Source organism: Corynebacterium sp. ES2715-CONJ3, from assembly GCF_024814365.1.
Taxonomy (GTDB): Bacteria; Actinomycetota; Actinomycetes; order Mycobacteriales; family Mycobacteriaceae; genus Corynebacterium.
The window spans coordinates 328,137-345,952 of sequence record NZ_JANUXS010000002.1 but is presented as its reverse complement, the minus strand read 5'-3'; the positions used below and the strand labels follow the sequence as shown (position 1 = coordinate 345,952).

At 54.2% G+C, this 17,816-nt stretch carries 14 protein-coding genes; 7 read left to right on the top strand and 7 right to left on the bottom strand.

Translation table 11 applies throughout. From position 1 onward, the window contains the following. Window positions 1-24 precede the first annotated feature (24 nt). From NXT00_RS03795 to NXT00_RS03775, 5 genes are all read right to left on the bottom strand, one after another. Window positions 25-3,357: an ATP-dependent helicase gene (locus tag NXT00_RS03795; protein ID WP_259077154.1), complete on the bottom strand. Its 3,333-nt coding sequence runs from the start codon at window positions 3,355-3,357 to the stop codon at window positions 25-27. Between the two features lie 71 nt (window positions 3,358-3,428). Continuing rightward, complete coding sequence (locus NXT00_RS03790) at window positions 3,429-6,677, bottom strand: ATP-dependent DNA helicase (RefSeq protein ID WP_259158113.1); 3,249 nt, start codon at window positions 6,675-6,677, stop codon at window positions 3,429-3,431. A 50-nt stretch (window positions 6,678-6,727) separates the two neighbouring features. After that, window positions 6,728-7,789 carry a TIGR02569 family protein gene (locus tag NXT00_RS03785; protein WP_259158112.1) on the bottom strand — a complete coding sequence of 354 codons (1,062 nt, stop codon included), beginning with the start codon at window positions 7,787-7,789 and terminating at the stop codon, window positions 6,728-6,730. A 189-nt stretch (window positions 7,790-7,978) separates the two neighbouring features. After that, window positions 7,979-8,842, bottom strand: a complete 864-nt coding sequence (locus NXT00_RS03780) for a DUF3152 domain-containing protein (protein ID WP_259158183.1) — start codon at window positions 8,840-8,842, stop codon at window positions 7,979-7,981. 158 nt (window positions 8,843-9,000) lie between these two features. Then, the gene (locus NXT00_RS03775; RefSeq protein WP_259077157.1) at window positions 9,001-9,228 is read right to left on the bottom strand and encodes a DUF3107 domain-containing protein; all 228 of its coding nucleotides are present in this window, start codon (window positions 9,226-9,228) and stop codon (window positions 9,001-9,003) included. 213 nt (window positions 9,229-9,441) lie between these two features. Between NXT00_RS03775 and NXT00_RS03770 the strand changes: the two genes are divergently transcribed. Continuing rightward, window positions 9,442-10,812, top strand: a complete 1,371-nt coding sequence (locus NXT00_RS03770; protein WP_396124721.1) for a DEAD/DEAH box helicase — start codon at window positions 9,442-9,444, stop codon at window positions 10,810-10,812. 31 nt (window positions 10,813-10,843) lie between these two features. After that, window positions 10,844-12,136, top strand: coding sequence for a hypothetical protein (locus tag NXT00_RS03765; RefSeq protein ID WP_259158110.1), 1,293 nt, complete (start codon window positions 10,844-10,846; stop codon window positions 12,134-12,136). Window positions 12,137-12,158: 22 nt separating this feature from the next. On the opposite strand, the gene NXT00_RS03760 is transcribed toward NXT00_RS03765, so the two are convergent. Beyond that, the gene (locus NXT00_RS03760) at window positions 12,159-12,590 is read right to left on the bottom strand and encodes a hypothetical protein (protein ID WP_259077160.1); all 432 of its coding nucleotides are present in this window, start codon (window positions 12,588-12,590) and stop codon (window positions 12,159-12,161) included. A 719-nt stretch (window positions 12,591-13,309) separates the two neighbouring features. Here NXT00_RS03760 and NXT00_RS03755 point away from each other — a divergent pair. From NXT00_RS03755 to ybaK, 3 genes are all read left to right on the top strand, one after another. Continuing rightward, entirely contained in the window at window positions 13,310-13,570 is a 261-nt protein-coding gene (locus tag NXT00_RS03755; protein ID WP_259077161.1) for a WhiB family transcriptional regulator, read from the top strand. A 287-nt stretch (window positions 13,571-13,857) separates the two neighbouring features. After that, on the top strand, window positions 13,858-13,932 hold the full coding sequence (locus NXT00_RS09445) for a 50S ribosomal protein bL37 (protein ID WP_396124722.1): 75 nt from the start codon (window positions 13,858-13,860) through the stop codon (window positions 13,930-13,932). Window positions 13,933-14,140: 208 nt separating this feature from the next. Continuing rightward, window positions 14,141-14,641, top strand: a complete 501-nt coding sequence (gene ybaK / locus NXT00_RS03750; protein ID WP_259158108.1) for a Cys-tRNA(Pro) deacylase — start codon at window positions 14,141-14,143, stop codon at window positions 14,639-14,641. A gap of 45 nt (window positions 14,642-14,686) precedes the next feature. On the opposite strand, the gene NXT00_RS03745 is transcribed toward ybaK, so the two are convergent. Continuing rightward, window positions 14,687-15,436, bottom strand: a complete 750-nt coding sequence (locus tag NXT00_RS03745) for an SOS response-associated peptidase (protein ID WP_259158107.1) — start codon at window positions 15,434-15,436, stop codon at window positions 14,687-14,689. 18 nt (window positions 15,437-15,454) lie between these two features. Between NXT00_RS03745 and aroA the strand changes: the two genes are divergently transcribed. Beyond that, on the top strand, window positions 15,455-16,780 hold the full coding sequence (gene aroA / locus NXT00_RS03740; protein WP_259158105.1) for a 3-phosphoshikimate 1-carboxyvinyltransferase: 1,326 nt from the start codon (window positions 15,455-15,457) through the stop codon (window positions 16,778-16,780). Window positions 16,781-16,788: 8 nt separating this feature from the next. Continuing rightward, the gene (rsgA, locus tag NXT00_RS03735; RefSeq protein ID WP_259077165.1) at window positions 16,789-17,808 is read left to right on the top strand and encodes a ribosome small subunit-dependent GTPase A; all 1,020 of its coding nucleotides are present in this window, start codon (window positions 16,789-16,791) and stop codon (window positions 17,806-17,808) included. Window positions 17,809-17,816: the final 8 nt, after the last annotated feature.

Here is a 17,816-nt window from a genome sequence, read left to right as displayed (position 1 = left end):
AGCAGTCACACCGACTGCTCCCCCTCAGCCTTTTTCGCGATCTGCCTGACCCGTGGCATTCGCGATCATTGCGGCGATCTCGTGATCCGAGGGTAACTGCTCGAAAGTAATCATGGTTCCAGAGGAAATATAGTAAAACCCGGCGCGCACCTGCTCGAGTGGTAGATCCTTTAGCCGTGCCCACGCTAAACGATAAACTGCTAATTGCAGTCGTGTACTGCGCAACTTTTGTGCGGTCGGAGGGTGCCCAGTTTTCCAGTCCACAACCATATAGCTGCCGTCGTTTTCGCGAAAAATGGCGTCCATGCGGCCGCGGATGACTATTCCATCGATACTCACTTCAAAGGGTTGTTCAACGAAATCGGGGCTACGGTCTGACCATTCAGAAGCCAAAAAGGCTTTTTTGAGCTCCGCTAAGGACTCATCGGGTATATGCTCATCAACGCCCGGCAATTGATCCTCATCGAGCAAACTGGTGGCACCGAATCTGTTTTCCAACCAGGAGTGGAACGCGGTTCCCCGCTTGGCGTAGGTATTGGGCTTAAACGGTATCGGTCGGCGCTGCCGCTTCGCGAATTGCTCAGGGTTTTCACTAAGGGCGACTATATCGGTGGCAGTAAGCTGATCTGATAGAGCTACCTCGACCTCAGTGGTGCTTTGGCGCTCATATTCTCGGATTAGCGCTTGGACATCGCGTTCCCATTGCTCGAAGATCTCGTAGTCCGCGGAATAGGCTGGAACCTTCTCCATAGCCGCGAGTACCAGCTGGGCTGCCTCTTCTTTAGCTGGAGTGGTGATTGCCGGCGGGAAAAAGCTAGGTTGGTGCTCAATGTTCTCTGGTTGCGCATCGGTATCATTCCCATCAGCCTGCCGCCCCTGCCACCAGTGAATGATATAGTCTGGGTGTTTCTTGGCTAGCTGAGCGAGATGCTCGTAGGGGTCAATGATGGCCTTGCGGCTCGGGTTATGCGAGGCTGTGATGATCAAATATTGTTCACTTCGCGTGAGGGCAACGTAAAAGAGACGAGTATTCTCCTCTTCGGCCCCTTCCTTGAATTCCTGAATATGTCCCTTGAGAGCAGTCTCCAACTGTTTACGATCCTCCACCTCCGTGAGATCTAATACGGGTGAACCTGATTGCTCTGTCTCTTCTTGGGCGTCGCCGCGCAATGTGGAGGGCACCTGCGCTGGATCAGTCAACCAGGTACGTACTCTGGCGCTATAGGTATTAGCATCGGCGTGGAGGACGCTGACATACCGCCATTCCAAACCTTTGGCCTTGTGGACGGTGAGGATTTGCACCCGATCCGTACGAACCGTGACTTCCCCGGGACTAAGCCCGTTGTCGTGTTCTCTAGCAAGATCCAAGTAATCCAAGAATTTCGATAGGCTGGCGCCAGGTATCTGTGCATAGCGCGCCACCTCCTCATGGAAGCGCTCAAGATGAACTACTCCGCTAGCCCCGTCAGCGCGGGGATTCTCTCGCGCTAGAACCTCAGTACGTAATCCTAATTCGCTTTCGATCTGGGCGAACAGATCCGGTAGCGGTTGACTAAGAATATTGCGGCGCAAGCGTCTTAAAATGGCGGCGAGTCTTTTTAAACGTCGTAACCCCAGGGGACTAAAACCTTCGGCTTCTCCCAGGTCTGCAATAGCATCCGCAAGCCCGACAATTTCCTCTGGGTTTTCTTTCACCGCTGACGCGATATGGGTGCGTAGTGCTTTCTCAGCCGCCGATATAGTGGGATCATCATCCACAGCTGGCTCAGGGCGATTCGCTGGGTGCTCGTCTCCGTGCATTCGACCTTTGAGGTTGCGAGCTCGCTGGGCAAGTACCTCAATATCAGCTACTGATAGACCCATCATGGGCGAGCTGAGTATCCGCATAGCAGCCTGGGAATCGAGAGGACGAATCAATATGGTAGCCACAGCAATAAGATCAGCGACCTCCGGAATATCGACTAGTCCAGCGGATCCAAGTATCTCCACTGGAACTCCCCGCTTTTTGAGTTCATGAGAAATGAGATCCATATGCTTGCGTTTGCGCACGAGGACGGCCGCTGTAAAAGGAGAATCTCCACGATTGTGATAGAAATCGGCGAATTTCTCGGCTACTGCCGCACACTCCGCTTCAGGGCTGGGGTAATAGCCTAGTTCCACCACCCCCTCATCAGCGTGCGGGAGTGAGACTAGTGGCTCTACGGAGCGATTCTTTTTCCTAATCGGACCTAAAACGCTCTCACTGATTTCGTTGGCGCACTCAAGAATGCGCGGTGGGTTGCGGAAGCTCATGGTCAGTTGGGCTTTGGGGGCCACCTGGTTGCCACTATGCGCGAAGTCCGTTACAAAACGTTCCAGATTAGCTGCGGTAGCACCACGCCACCCATAAATGGACTGCATGGGGTCTCCCACAGCCGTCACAGCTTGGCCGGCAAAGAGCTCAGATAACAAGACACGTTGAGCGTGGGAGGTGTCTTGGTACTCATCGAGCAAAACGATATCAAAGCGCTTGGCGAGGGAATCAGATACGCGCGGATTTTCGGTGGCTAGTCTGGCGGCAAGCGACATTTGCTCCCCGAAAGTCATGAGGTTACGCTCGGCCAATAGATCCTTGAGCTGCTGCGCCAGAGGAAGATACTGCATCCTCAGGATCTGTGCGTCGCGAAATTTGACCATATCCCCATTGAGGGCATCTCTTTGACGTGGCCCCTTTGGTAATTCCTCAAAAAGGTTAATAAATGGCTGACTTTCCTCAATGATCTGGTTAGCGCTGACCATATGGTTATCTAATTCGCTGACCAGATCCAGAAGAGTTTGAACAGCGGTTGCTGTTTTTCCACCACTCATCAGCTCACCGTCGTAGGCTTCCACCACGGCGTAGGCGAGTTCGAATAATTCGGCCTGAGTAATCATTCTGCTCCCGGGCTCCACGGGAAGTAGGAGCCCAAACTCCCTGATGAGGGATCCAGCGAATGCGTCGTAGGTCGATACTGTGGGGGCGATAACAGAGAGATTTTCAGCGAGGCGCCCCTTGGGATCTAGGGTTTCTAGGTGGGGAAGGTGAGCTAGTTGTCCCAGCCTTGTGCGAATCCGCTGTGATAATTGTTGCGCTGCTTTTCGGGTGAACGTCAATCCGAGCACCCGGGAAGGATCAATAACACCTTGGGCGGCTAACCACACCACACGGGCTGCCATTGTTTCAGTTTTTCCAGCCCCAGCTCCGGCCACGACGAGGAGGGGTTCACGGTTTGCAGAAATCACCGCAGCCTGTTGTGAGGTAGGCGGATGGGCCTGCCCTAATAGCTGCGACAGCTCGTACGGGTCTAGGCGAATATCGGTGCTTCGATTGTCACTCATCGTCTTTGTTCTACTTGCCTGTTCTCTGGTGCGGGTATTGAAAAAAATATGTCATCGTGGAAGCTACGTCCTCATAGCTGCATACCCGTGGGGGTGGTGGTCAAGTTACCGGTACTGTGGGCAGGGCAAATATTTCTAAGTACGCACGTATCGCACCTCTGAGAGACTCGCGCCTCCAGGTAGGGTCCGCGCAACTTGTCCATCAGTGGTGGGAGTTGATCTGCAAATTCTTGTAAATCGGCCTCTTGTTTTGGCACTTGACTGCGAAATTTGGTACCCCGTGCACCATATAACTCTACGTAGATGAGGCTCGCACCTTCAATATCCATCCCAGCGCCATTTATGACGCGCCCATTTTCTATCTCCCCCTTGTTCAATGCTAATTGGTAGGCACATAACTGCGGGTTCTTATCTGCATCGGACGTCGAGGGGAGGTTGGATCCAGTCTTGAAATCGTAGATGTGATAGGCCCCGTCGGTGGTCTTTTTTAAGCGGTCGATACGACCTCTTAGGCGAACTCCGGGAAGAACCTCCACGTTCACGGGGATTTCCGCGTATATATCTGCGGCATCATGGCTATTCGTCTCGATCCACGCAGCGGTATGGTCGAGTGTTTCCTGCCACTGTTGGATATGTGTCTCCTCTTGCCACTTTGCGCTATCGCTGATCTGGGGATAAGCAGCGCGCAGCAGTTCTTGGGCTCGATCTTTATCCATCCCACGAGCTAAAGCTTCGGCATAAGCGTGCACAAGGATACCTTTGAGCAGTGCCGGGGAGGTTTCCGAGTCCACGACTAAAGGACCTAGCATTGTCAGCAATGGGCAGTGTAAAGCTCTATCGATTTTAGAAGGTGACAGCGCAGTCACCGTTAGTTCTTTATCGCTACTTATCCCACCACTTCCCCACCACGAAAACGGGTGCGCATCGGCTATGCCAGCGTGGGCCATTCGAGCTAAGTGACGCGCCGCCTGTTCTTTAAAAAAAGCTGGGCGATGAGGATCGATCAGCACTCTGCGCAGTTCGGCCACCACCGTTGGGATCGATAGCAGCGTGGTGCGCCCCATCTCCTCTAAATTCTCGGCACTGGCGGTGGAATCTGCTACCGCTGGTTGGTAACTCTGGTCCGGTTTCGCTGGCGGTTGAGAATCTGGCGTGGACTGCTCCTCGAGCATATCGAGATAGGGCACGAGGAAGCGGGATATTTCCATGACCTCGTCAGCCTCGGGGGCGTCAACGGCGGCGATTACTACCTTTTGGCGTGCACGTGAGGTTGCCATATCAAAAAGGCGCTGTTCCTCGTGGATGCGTTCTCGGATCCGCGAGATAGGAACGCCCGGTTCAATGCCGTCGTCGATGAGATCAACGAGCTCTTCTTGGCCGAATATCCCGCCGGTGACTCCCGTGTTGGGCCAGCTCCCCTCCTGAACTCCGGCGATGATCGTCGTGTCCCACTCGCGGCCTGTGGTGGCGTGGGCAGTGAGCACTGTTACGGCATCGGGTGCGCTCAGGCGTCTATCACGTACCCCGGTAGGAAGCTCCTGTTGGGCTATATGCGCGATAAAGGAATCTATTCCTGCGTGCGGACGACGTTCAGCAAAGTCGCCAGCATAATCGAAGAGCGTCATGACCGCATCGAGACTGCGATCGGCTTGAGATCCAGGCGCACCGCCGCGAAGACTGACAGCCAGAAGGTGGCGCCCTAATCCAGTTGCTTCCCAAATATTCCACAGCACCTCTTCTACTGAACCAGGGCGCCGTGCCTGCTCGAGGATGCTACGGATGTGGCTGAGTATCTCCCATTCACGGGGTGCGAGAACGGTTGTGACGACCTCTTCGAAATCAGCATTTTTTTGGGCGGCATCAGCGCGCAGCAAATCCGCTAATACCTCCATAGCTCTCCGCTGCGGAGTAGAATTATCAAAACCGCTTTCTACAGCGCGCGTATAGCGCAATTCAGCTAGCCGGAGGCCGCGCAAGAGGCGTCGTAAAGTTGCTGGATCGGCACCACCAATTGGTCCGATGAGTAAGTCCTCCAGTTCTTCCAGGCTCACACCATCGCGTGCGGCACGCACGGTGAGCAGAAGCGCTGAAACTAGCGGCTGTTCTCCGAGAACGAGAGCACCTGCATCTGTGTGCACCGGCACCCCAGCCGCTATGAGAGCACGTCTGATGGGATCGACCTCGGCGGAATTGCGCACAATCACGGCTATCTCTTGATTGGGGATTTGGTGGATTAGATTCTCACGCCGCACCACATCGGCTACCACATGACGCAGTTCCTCCATTGACGCTACGACGTTCATCTCGATTCGCCCCTGGCGGTAGTCATCACTGAAGGATTCTCGCGCTAACCTCACTCGATGTGTATCAGTGAGCTTTAGATGATTCTCAGCAGGGAACTCTCTGAGAAAATCTGGCCGTGCACCGCGGAAACGGAAAACCGATTGATGCGGATCACCTGCGATAACAGCGAACGAGGCGCGCGTGGTAAGCCTGTGAATAAATTCTGTAGATTTGGGATCAAGGTGTTGCGTGTCATCAACAAATACGGCTTCAAATCCCAGGCTTTCCACATCGTATTCCAAAACCCTACTCACCAGTTCCGAGGCGGATAATTGATGTGTGTTACCCAAGGACATGACCTGTTCATATTCGCGCAGAAATTCCCCTGCGGCCACCCACATGGGCTGTTGGTATCTGCTGCCCAATGAGATGAGGTCACCGGGAGATAGACCGCGTTCAGCAGCGCGTAGCAGGAAATCACGAAGACCTCGAGCAAAACCGACCATGCCAATTGCCTCACGGATATCATCTGGCCATCGGATGCCGCCGTCACGAGCTCGTTCGCCGTCAAGCAATTCTCGAATCACTGCGTCATGTTCGGCACCGCTGATGAGTCTTAAATGCTCATCCATATGATCTCGCACGATGGCGAAGGCCCATGAGTGGACCGACCGAACGATACTCGAAGAACTAGTAAAACTGTGCCCTCTTAGGCGTGCGGTCAAACCAACACGCAATCTCGCTGCGGCTTCTTTGCTTGCCGCTATGACCATCATGGAGTCAGGGTCATGACCGCGAATAATGCGCTCAGCAACGGTATCTAATAAAAGCGTGGTGACCCCTGAGCCGCTGGGGCCCTCAAGCCGCCAGATGCCTTGTTGGGCGTTGAAAAGATCGTTGGACCACGAGCGCCGCGGATTATCCGAGTTGGGTGACGTCAACCGAATGTCAGGATTGGGGGGTATCTGATGATAACCTGCATAAATTTCTTCCCCACGACTATTCCGCGATGAGTTGTCGCTATGATCTGAACTCATTAATTCCTACCTTGATCCGCGTCTATTTCATTATCAAGCATATTACTGAGTTAGGTATGGGAAGTGTTCTCGTAAGCCTTTGAGCGCTCACATCGATCGTGCAGGACGGAACACACTCGGGCAAGGTTAGTGCCGGTCTCCTCTGCGGAATCAGAGTGCAATGCATAAATATAAATGCGGTAGAGGAGCGCTCTGAGTAGCAGCTGGTCGAGATGGGGGACGTGGCGATAGCGGTCGAAGATGCGGGGATCGGTGGCATTGAGGATGAGGGCGTCCACCATGACTTGCGCCGCGGTATATCCGGCGGGTCTGAGCATCCCGATAATATCGGTGATAACAGGCGCCTGCGACCCAGAGTAGATTGTCGTTGCTAGCATATCGGCGTGCGTGACTTGGATCGCAACCTTGTTTCCATCCATATCGAGGATATCGCTCAGAAGTGGGCGTAACTCGGCAAGAAGGGCGATCGCTTCACGGTGTCGAGGTTGAGATGGGTCGAGTTGGATTAGGTCTTGACCGCGCGTAACAGCGTGATCAGCGAGGGAATAGAGGTCTCGAGCATTGGGGGCGCTGAAGGTTTCTCCACGTGGCACCGTGGCGAGAATGTGGTCGAGTCGCAGGGCTGCGGCGACTGTTTCATCAATACGATCTGTTGGTTCACCATCGACCCATTGAGAGGCACGCCATCCTTTGCTGATAAAGCGACCATCGGAGGAGCGTATGGGACGCACTATTCTCAGCCCCGGTACCCGCAGGTTCTCGCGTATCCGCGATGACCACACTGCCCTCTCGGGGTAGGCCACTCGAGCGAATATAGTGGTGCCTATTTTGAGCCCATAGTCCCAGGCAAGACCCATAGGCTCCGGGGTAATGCCGCTCGGTGCTTGAAATACTGAGCAAATATATCCTGGCACTTCATCTTCGGTTTCGGGCCCAGCCACTGGATTGTCGGAGACAGCAGCATCCTCTTGAGGCTTAATTTTAGGTAGGAAGACCACATTATCTTCGCTTTTATCGCAGCAGGCCGCTGCCTGCTCGCTATCTGTGACAGCGCTGTCGATGACGCTCTTATTAGTAATGTCATCCGGACGGTCGGTGGAGTTATCAGCCATGGGAACTAGCATAATAACCGAATGAGACATCTACCCCCGCTGCAACTCCAGAGCCTCACTCCGCTCCCTTTATATGGGCTTTTAGATCATTCCGTGCCCCTTGGATACGAGAGATATTCGCTCGCCATGAGTTTATGTGGCTCCCGCCTTACTGCAGGAGCAGCACAGAGTACAGCACCAAACCCGAGGCTAGGCGAAAGGATAGGGCCAAGGATTAGGTTTGCATTCGAAGCCATCATCGGGATACACCTCATCCGGGTTGAGCGCATTAAGCTCGGAATTGCTCAAGCTGAGGGTTTGCTGCATCATCACCGGGGCTAATTCATTGGCACCACCGCACGGTGCGTGTTGGCCGTAGCCTATCCCGTGCCCGACTTCGTGATTAAGCAGGTATTGGCGGTATCCACCGAGGTCACCGAGAAATGTTGATGCTCCGCGCACCCACCGTGATTCATTAATGATCACACGGTTGCCGATGCTATTAAAGCACGATGTCTCCATACTAATATCGTTGCCACACGAGCTGTGGGTTGTCTCCACACTGGAGAGCTGGATGCGCAGATCGGGGATCTCCCCCGAGTCTCCTGCAATATGTTCAAAGCGGAATCGAGGGTCGTGGGTCCATCCCTTGGGGCTGGTCAACGTGGCATCGACCATGCTCACAAAAGCATCGTCACCACCGTAGGCTGAGGTGTCCACCCCATCTTCGATTTCTATAACGTAGCGAAATACTGCTTCCTTCCCTTCCCCGGCGGCGGCGCCAGGTTGACCCACCAATCGGTACTTGCCCGAACCTTTCACGCTAAAGGACGGCCCCGGTGGCAGGGCTCCTTCGGCAATTGTGGGCCGCTCGGCACGTGCGGGGTCCGGCCCTTGCCCCAGACCTTGGCTGTGCGAATCGGTATTGGCACTCGTGCCTACGCGCATGGAATTAACCGGGAACACAGTGGTATCGGGGTTAGTAAAAATATCCACTAAAACCCATACTGTGAGTACCGCTAGGACCGGAATCGCATAGGCTCGCCAACCATAGACCTGGGCGAAGCGTACCAGCCGTGGGGTTGACTCACCATGCTCTGGGGAATCGCCCTCATTCGTCCACCCATAAGTGCTTCGAGATGGAGAACGCCTATTTCCCTCCCGACGACCATTATCCCCTTCAGGATGTGGTTCTGAGGAGGGAAGAGTGCGATCACCGTTATCGCCCACGTTTATGCTCCAGCAAAACCAACGCGATGCGCGGTTTGGGTACCAATTTCGACATAGGCGATACGGTCGTTGCGAATAAGGTAGCGGCGCTGCTTATCATCTTCCAGTTCGAGGACACCGGTACCCTGATGGAGGGCCTCCGAAATTTTAGCGACCACTGTGTCGTGATCTTGGGAGCTCGTAATCACGAGCTCACGTGGGGAATCGGAAAAACCAATCTTAATATCCATAATGTGTCCTTCGGTTAACAGTGAAATCAATCGTTTGTGCGGTGCAGTTAATCTGTAGTCCTTCATCTTAGACAGTTTCCCTGCGCGCGTCACCCGAGAACTGTCCCATCAGGACAATCACTATCCCGCTCGGGGCAACCGAGGAGGTGCTGCGATAGCAGCGGGCGGGAGATCAGTCGATGGGGTGCTTAGCTTATGGTGAAGCGGGGTGAAATGAGGTTGTTAACACCGAAACACACTAGTATCAGATGTGTGTCGAAGAAAGAGACCCCCACCTTCCATGCCCTAGGCGTTGCAGCCGAAATTACGCGAGCTCTTGCTGAGCAAGGCATAATCCATACCTTTGCAATCCAAGAGCTCACACTTCCCATTGCCCTCGACGGCCGTGACCTCATCGGTCAGGCACGAACGGGTATGGGAAAGACCTATGGCTTTGGGGTTCCGCTGCTCGATCGAGTCTTTGATGCCGCAGATATCAAAGAACTGGATGGCACTCCGCGAGCCTTGGTAGTAGTTCCCACGAGGGAACTGGCCGTCCAAGTGGGTGATGATTTAGAGAAGGCAGCTCGCTACACCCCCATAAAAGTCATTACCTTATATGGCGGACGCCCGATTGAAGAACAGGAGCGGGCCGTCAAAAAGGGCGTCGATGTGGTTGTGGGGACGCCGGGCCGACTCCTTGATCTATACCAGCGGGGGGTATTAGCCCTGGATGAAATAGCCATTTTGGTGCTTGATGAGGCCGACGAAATGTTGGACTTAGGATTCTTCCCCGATATTGAGAAAATTCTGACGGCGCTCACACACCCGCATCAAACCATGCTCTTCTCAGCAACTATGCCAGGGCCTGTACTCACTTTGGCTCGTACATTCTTAAGTCAGCCCCTACACATTCGTGCTGAGGAGGCGAATGCACAAGCTACACACAGCTCAACCAAGCAGGTTGTTTTCGCCTCGCACCGCATGGATAAGACCGCGTGTATAACCCGCATCCTGCAGGCAAAGGATCGGGGAAGGACGATCGTCTTCACGCGCACCAAGCGCTCAGCTGCCAGCCTAGCTGAGGATCTTGCAGCCCGCGGATTCCTCGTCGGTGCCGTCCACGGCGACCTCAATCAGGCTGCCCGAGAAGCCTCCTTAGCGGCTTTTCGCAGTGGCACAATAGATATCATGGTCGCAACCGATGTGGCGGCCCGAGGTATTGATATCGACGACGTCACCCATGTGATCAATTTCCAAACCCCCGACGATCCCATGAATTATGTTCACCGTATTGGCCGCACTGGTCGAGCAGGCCACAGCGGTACTGCTGTTACTCTCGTGGGCTACGATGAGCTGACGAAGTGGAAACTCATCAACGATGAACTAGCCCTCGATATACCTACCCCACCACAGTGGTTTAGTAACTCTCCAGAACTCTACGAAGCTTTGGATATACCCCAAGATGCAGCCGAACGAGTCGGTGCGGAACGCAAGGTATTCGGGGGTAGGATTCACGCCCAGGCCTCATCACCACGGCGCAAGGGAAGTCGGGGGTCCAGATCGGGGCGTAACTCTCGAGCGCATCGATCCTCGCGCAGCTAAGAAGCTCAACCTGGTCTAAGGAATTCGACTGATGAATCCCCTCAACAAAAGGCAGTGGCGCGAACGCGCGCTGGTACGTTCCCCCGAAGGCTACCCGTTGCAAGCTCGCCGTCTCATTTCCTCGCCCCTTCACTATATAAGTGCGGCCATCATCGCAATAGCAGCACTCAGCCTCGTTATAAGCGCCGTTATTAGTGCGCCGATTAGATCCGTTTCGCTACATCCAGCTAAAAGCTCCTTTGCTGCGCCCGAGAAGTCACAAACTCTCGCTAACCAATATGTAGAGGTGCGCAGCATCCCCGATGACTCTTTGGCTCCGGCACCCCTATTAGTTCAAGGACTGCTGGTGACAACTACAACCATCGACCAAACCAGCATTATTAGCGCGAGCGACCCCGATACAGGTGAAGAGATCTGGAGCTACAGCCGCGATCTCCCGCTGTGTGCTGTCACAGAAGCATGGGATGATATTGTCGCCATCTATCGCAATGGGGCCGGTTGCGGGGATGTGGTGAGCCTTAAAGCGGCAACTGGAACCTATAGTTCAACGCGCTCATCATCCGCACCCATGGACGTATCCGCGTTGGTGTCTAATGACCGGGTCGGTTATATATCCCCTGCACGCATCGACCTGTGGCGCTCCGACCTCGTACGCACCATCGAATATGGCCTCGATCCCACCCCCCACGAACCCGAATTACAACCACATCCGGGCTGCACGATCATAAGCGCCCAAACTCGGGTAAAAAAACTAGCTTTAATCGAGCAGTGCGAGGATCGCATATGGTTAAGAATCCTCTCCACCGAGCCCGAGGAATCCCGCTCTCCTCAAGTCGACGCCGAGTATGAGTTGACTGGAACGAATCCGGCAGTGGTGGGTATAACCGAGGAAACAGCGGCTGTCTATATCGAGCAGCCAGAGCCTCACTATCTGCGTTTTACACTTGAGGCGAAGCTCGTTGCCGACAGCGTAATTGACCCCATTCAACAAACCGGCCCTGGCCCCACCACTGCAGTGATCAGTAATGACTTGCAGCATCATATCGCGTGGTTTGATGGACGGCGTCTGTATATCTTGCATCCGCTCACCCTCGATATCGACTACGTCGTCGACGACGCTTCTGGGCTACCTGCGGATCTCGGCTCGTATATCCTCTACCCCACCGCTGAGGGTTTTGCGGCAGTTGAAAGTGCTGATGGAAACCCCGTACGGAAGATCCAGATCGCAGGTGGTGTGGGATCCTCTCCAGGTGCGCTCGGCGTGGCCGGCCGCAGCATAGTACTAAAATCTCGGGGCAAAGTTCGAATCTATCAGCCAGCCTGAGAGCGGATTAAATATCGCCTCTCTAGTGGGCGAAGCGTTCTGCTGCCCACTGCACCGAGCGTGGGCTAAAGAGCAACCCGAGAGCCATAATAGTGCTCAATGCTGTTACCACGCCCATAAGGATCTGGGAGCCCGTGAACATATAGTAGGACATAAGTAAAAGTAAATTCTCTAGCATGATGACTGGTCCACGGCCCCACCGTAATCCCTTCGCCATTCGGTAAGCACCGACGATCACGGTTCCGAAAATAATAAGGAAGAATAGTGCTGTTCCAAAGGCTACCGAGGTTACTGCATCCGAGGACTCATAGATGATATCGGGTTGACTGGCGCCAGTGAATCCACGGTAGAAAAGAAGGAAGGCATAGCCTATACCGATTAGCGACTGGACGGCCGCGATGGCGGCGGCGATTTTAATCTCCTGGGGGGGCGTGATAGCTGAAGTCGACGTCATGAATTCATGGTACCTAAAGGAGCAGGTCTTACCTTCACTCCGCGGCACCGGGATCACCTCGGTAGAGTTTTGAGATTCGACGGCGGCGATTCGGGCACCATTCTATTGCCTCTGTACAATCCTGTACGCTTCCACAAGCCCGCGTGAGCCTCGTTGAGCCCTACGAAACCTTGAGCAAGTTGTTGATTATTCAACTATATGGGTGCACTCCGACGATTTGACGAAAGTCACGGGAGGTTATCACTTAGCTTTCATTCATATCACCAGTTCACAACTCTAAGATTTCGAGAGTTTTTCAGACAAAAGGAATTCCGGGGTTGGTGTGAGTCGCCAAGAACAGGAGAAAATGAGTGTTTCTAATCACTTTTAGTGGATAAACTCTAGCATTTTAGTGCGGAACGTGACAGTATCAACGACATACCAAAGCACGGGGAGAGTCGTGAGAGTGAAATCCTTGTGCCCAAGCCTTGGAGCTGACCTCCTTAACGGATGGTTGGCTTTCGGACTGTTTTGGGGTAAAAATCCCAAAACTAGACAGCATACACAGACAAGCGCCCACTGCCTGGCTCACCCTCTTAGGGGCATTAGCCAGCGACGTTGCGTTCTGACCATGATGCATACTCTCACCACGTACTAAAACTAATGGAATTTTAGTTTTCTAGGGGTCCCCTAGAAGGCTATATTCCTATGCACTTTATAACGATATAGGAGTAAATACTATGGACTGGCGCCACAAAGCAGTTTGCCGCGATGAAGACCCTGAACTCTTCTTCCCCGTTGGAAATTCCGGTCCTGCCCTAGCGCAGGTAGCAACCGCGAAACTCGTATGTAACCGCTGCCCAGTAACGTCGCAGTGCCTGGCGTGGGCCCTCGAGTCGGGCCAGGACGCCGGAGTGTGGGGCGGCATGAGCGAGGATGAACGCCGAGCCCTCAAGCGCCGCAAGAACCGTGGCCGCGGCCGCGCACGGGTGAATGCATAAAGCACTCCTACCGGTTGGATAAGAACCAGCAATCTCCCCGTTTCTCAAGCCCCCCACCCCCTTTGAAATCATATATGCCCGCGCTAGTTTCGCTAATGCGTAGCTCACTAGCTGGGCATCATAGAGGGCGCCCGCGAGTATGCGTTTAACGGGGAACGACGGATAAGTATTGCAGCCGAGACGGGTACAACCTTTGGGCCTTCGGGCTCGCAGATTAACATCACCACCCGCCAACCAAGTAAACTACGTGCTGTTAACAGCTCTCATTGTGTTAAAGGAGATATTCTATGAGCAAGCGTGGCCGTAAACGCAAGGATCGTCGTAAGAAGAGCGCCAACCACGGTAGGCGTCCAAATTCCTAAGTCACTGCGGTGATTTAAGCGCTTCGATCATAGGCTGCTTCGCGTTCGCTTTATAGTGTGAACGTGGAGCAGCCTTTTACTATGCACTTTATACCCTGCATATTGTGACATTTTATTTCATCACTCGTCCCTTTAGACACTGAGCTTTAGCCTCATTCATTGCTGCTATGTTGAACCTCCTTATATGGGGGTGTAGGAATAGACAGTTATGGCGAAGAAAAAATCTCATGCGGCAACACCCTGTCTTCAGGCCTTAGAAGACGCTGGAATCACCTACACCACCAGCACTTTCGAGGCGGGCAACGACCACTTCGGCGAGCATGCCGTGGCAGCACTGGAGGTAGAGGCTGAGCGGGTCTTTAAAACCCTCGTCATCGACTTAACGGCAGGTAAAGGTCCAAAGCGGCAGTTAGCGGTTGCGTGCCTACCAGTGCCGTATCATCTGAGTTTTAAAAAAGCAGCCAAAGCCTTCGGTGTTCCCAAGGCAACAATGGCCGATCCCCACGACGCCAGTAAGTCCTCGGGCTATATACCGGGAGGCATATCACCTATCGGCCATAAGAATCCATTGCCTACCGTGGTAGATGAAACCGCACTACTGGCCGATAGTATCTTTGTCTCAGGTGGTCGTCGCGGATTGGATGTGGAAGTAAGGCCGCAAGACCTAGCCACCCTCACGAACGCTAGCTTTGCCGACATTCAGGCATAGCAGATCTAAAGGTCACCGGCCTGGGCATTAGTCCCGTAGAACCTTTTAAAACAACCCCGGATTCTCCAGAAGGTGCGGGCCCTCATTCTTAATATGCCCCACGAGAGGGTTCGCTCGATCGATATGAAGATTCTCGTAGTAGCTGGAGTCAATATTATCGAGTAGTTCCTCAGCGAGAAAGGATGTGGACATACAAGGCTCACCATTAGTCGAGTCTTGTAACCACGTCATATGGTTGACTCGCGGAATAAATAAGGGCATTCTATGGTGAATCTCAGCAACCGGCTCGATAGCCTGCGTGGTGATGATCGTCGTCGATAAGCAATTGTGGTGCGTCTCGTAGATACCGGCCGCCCACATCAGCGTTGTGGCGTGGATATAAAAAGGCTCCTTGTGTTTCCACTCATAGTAGCCATTCATCGGGATGAGGCAGCGCCGCCTAGCAAAGGCCGCTTTAAAACTCGGCTTCTGCGTCACTGTTTCCGCACGGGCATTAAAAAGGGGCGGCCCGCTCGGGGTGCTCTGCCAAGGGGGAATCAGGCCCCAACGTGCAGGAAGAAGAGATGCCTTGACAGTGCCCGCTAGGGTGCTGAGAGCTTGGGGTTTCGGTACGTCCAATCCACTATCAGCTCCTCTCTCTACCCCCGCGTCCCCAATAGCGAGGATAGGGATTATATGCGTAGGCGCTATATTGTAGCGAGCAGGCGGCACCCCGTAGGGTGCCTGTATATTTAATACCCCTCCATGATCAAGCAGTTCCTCAGCCTCGGCAAAAAGCACATATCGACCACACATACCTTTAGTATGGTCTACATGACCTCTTCCGCCTATATTCCAGGAACTTCATGGTGGCGAGCGCCCTCGCCGGGCACACCAGTGCGAGCAACTGTGAGCGTTCCAGGTTCCAAGTCGATGACTAATAGAGCCTTGGTTCTATCTGCTCTTGCCACCGAGCCTTCCCGTATTACAGGCGCTCTTTTAAGCCGCGATACTTCTCTCATGGTGCAGGCACTGCGCAGTTTAGGATGCGAGATTGATCTACAGCCTCATCCCGACGATCCCTCATGCGCTTGTTATTTCATCCGCCCGACCACCCAACTGGTAGGCGGTCCCATCGATTGCGGCCTGGCGGGGACGGTCATGCGTTTTATTCCCCCGATAGCGGCAATGGCCAACGGCAGAGTTTATATGGATGGCGATCCGCATGCGCGCTCTCGCCCTATGGGTGGGGTAATTGCAGGATTGCAACAGCTAGGAGTCAATATTTCAGGCAGCAGCCTCCCGCTTAGCATTGAAGGCAGCGGGGAAGTTGCGGGAGGAGAGGTCACCATCGATGCCTCTGCCTCTTCGCAGTTTGTCTCTGGACTACTCATGGCGGCTCCTCGATACCATCACGGCCTAGTCGTTAATCACGATGGCGGCCCACTGCCCAGCACTCCGCATATTACGATGACGGTTGAGATGTTGCGGGAGGTGGGAGCGGAGGTTGATACCTCAGTAACTCACCAATGGACGGTGCACCCTGGCCCCATCTCGGGTCATGATTGGGAGATTGAGCCAGATCTCTCTAATGCCACCCCTTTTATCGCCGCCGCGATGGTTACGGGAGGGGTCGTGCGCATTCGCAATTGGCCGATTCAATCGACCCAGGCTGGTGATGCGATTCGCTATATCGTTAAACAGATGGGTGCCCAGATCGAATATGCTCACAGCCACTATTCACACGATCTTATCGTGCACGCACCGCCTTTAGGTCAGCTGCGCGGAATTAATCTCGATATGTCAGATATCGGGGAGTTGACTCCAACAGTAGCGGCGATGGCAGCACTGGCAAGCGACACGAGCTCTCTCACAGGTATCGGCCATTTAAGAGGCCACGAGACCGATCGGCTGAGTGCTTTGGCTGATGAAATCAATGGTCTTGGAGGCCACTGTAGTGAGCGCGACGACGGTTTGATCATCGAACCTCGCCCGCTGCGTGCGGGCACGTGGCACAGCTATGCGGATCATAGAATGGCAACGGCAGGAGCTATTATTGGTCTGGTGATACCCGGGGTGCTCATCGACGACATCGATACCACCTCGAAAACTCTTCCCAATTTTGATCAACGCTGGCATGCAATGCTGAAGGGAGAATAAACGTCATAGTGGCTAGGGGTAATGTCTCACGGTCTTGGGATGAGTCAGATGTGCGAGTGCGGCCATCCAAGCGGTCGCGGCCACGCACTAAAGACCGTCCGCGTCACGACGATGCCGAATTTGGAATGGTGATAACCAAGGACCGTGGCCGCTGGGGTGTTGTGCTCGATTCTGCCACCACGCCCGATGAAGCGATCGTGTGCATGCGGGCTCGGGAGATGGGACGAACTCCCGTCGAGGTTGGCGACCGTGTGGGTGTCGTCGGTGATATATCTGGAAAACCCGGCACCCTAGCTCGCATCGTCAAATTAGAGGATCGAAACTCGGTCCTGCGTCGCACGGCAGATGATACAGATCCCTATGAACGCATCGTGGTCGCTAACGCCCACCAGTTACTCATAGTATGCGCTGTAGCCGATCCCCCACCGCGAGCAGGTTTCGTTGAAAGAGCCCTGGTGGCAGCATTTGTCGGCAACTTGCAACCAGTCATCTGCCTGACTAAATCCGATCTGGTAGACCCCGCCGAATTCGCTAGCGAATTTGCCTCTCTCGCCGTCCCCGTCGTGATGTGCGGTATCGATGATCCTCTCGAACCTATCGAACGGGTCCTGGACAATAGGATATCCGCACTGATTGGGCACTCAGGGGTTGGGAAATCAACTCTTGTCAATAGGCTCCTGCCCGAGGCCCATCGCGCCACCGGCGAGGTATCGGGGGTGGGTAAAGGACGTCATACGTCGACCCAAGCAGTTGCCCTCCCCTTGGGGAAAAGGGGGTGGATTATTGACACCCCCGGAATTCGCTCTTTCGGGTTAGCACACGTCGACGCCGACACCGTTGTCGGTGTTTTTGAAGATCTAGCGCCTCACGCTGAGGATTGCCCACGAGGATGCACCCACATGGGTCCCCCCGCTGATCCCGAATGCTGCCTCGACCTCATTCCCACCGACTCCCCCGCGGGGCGCCGGGTGAAAGCGGTGCGCAAGCTACTCCAGGCCCTGCGCTCCAAGGCCGATTGGGAACTTTAGATCTGAAG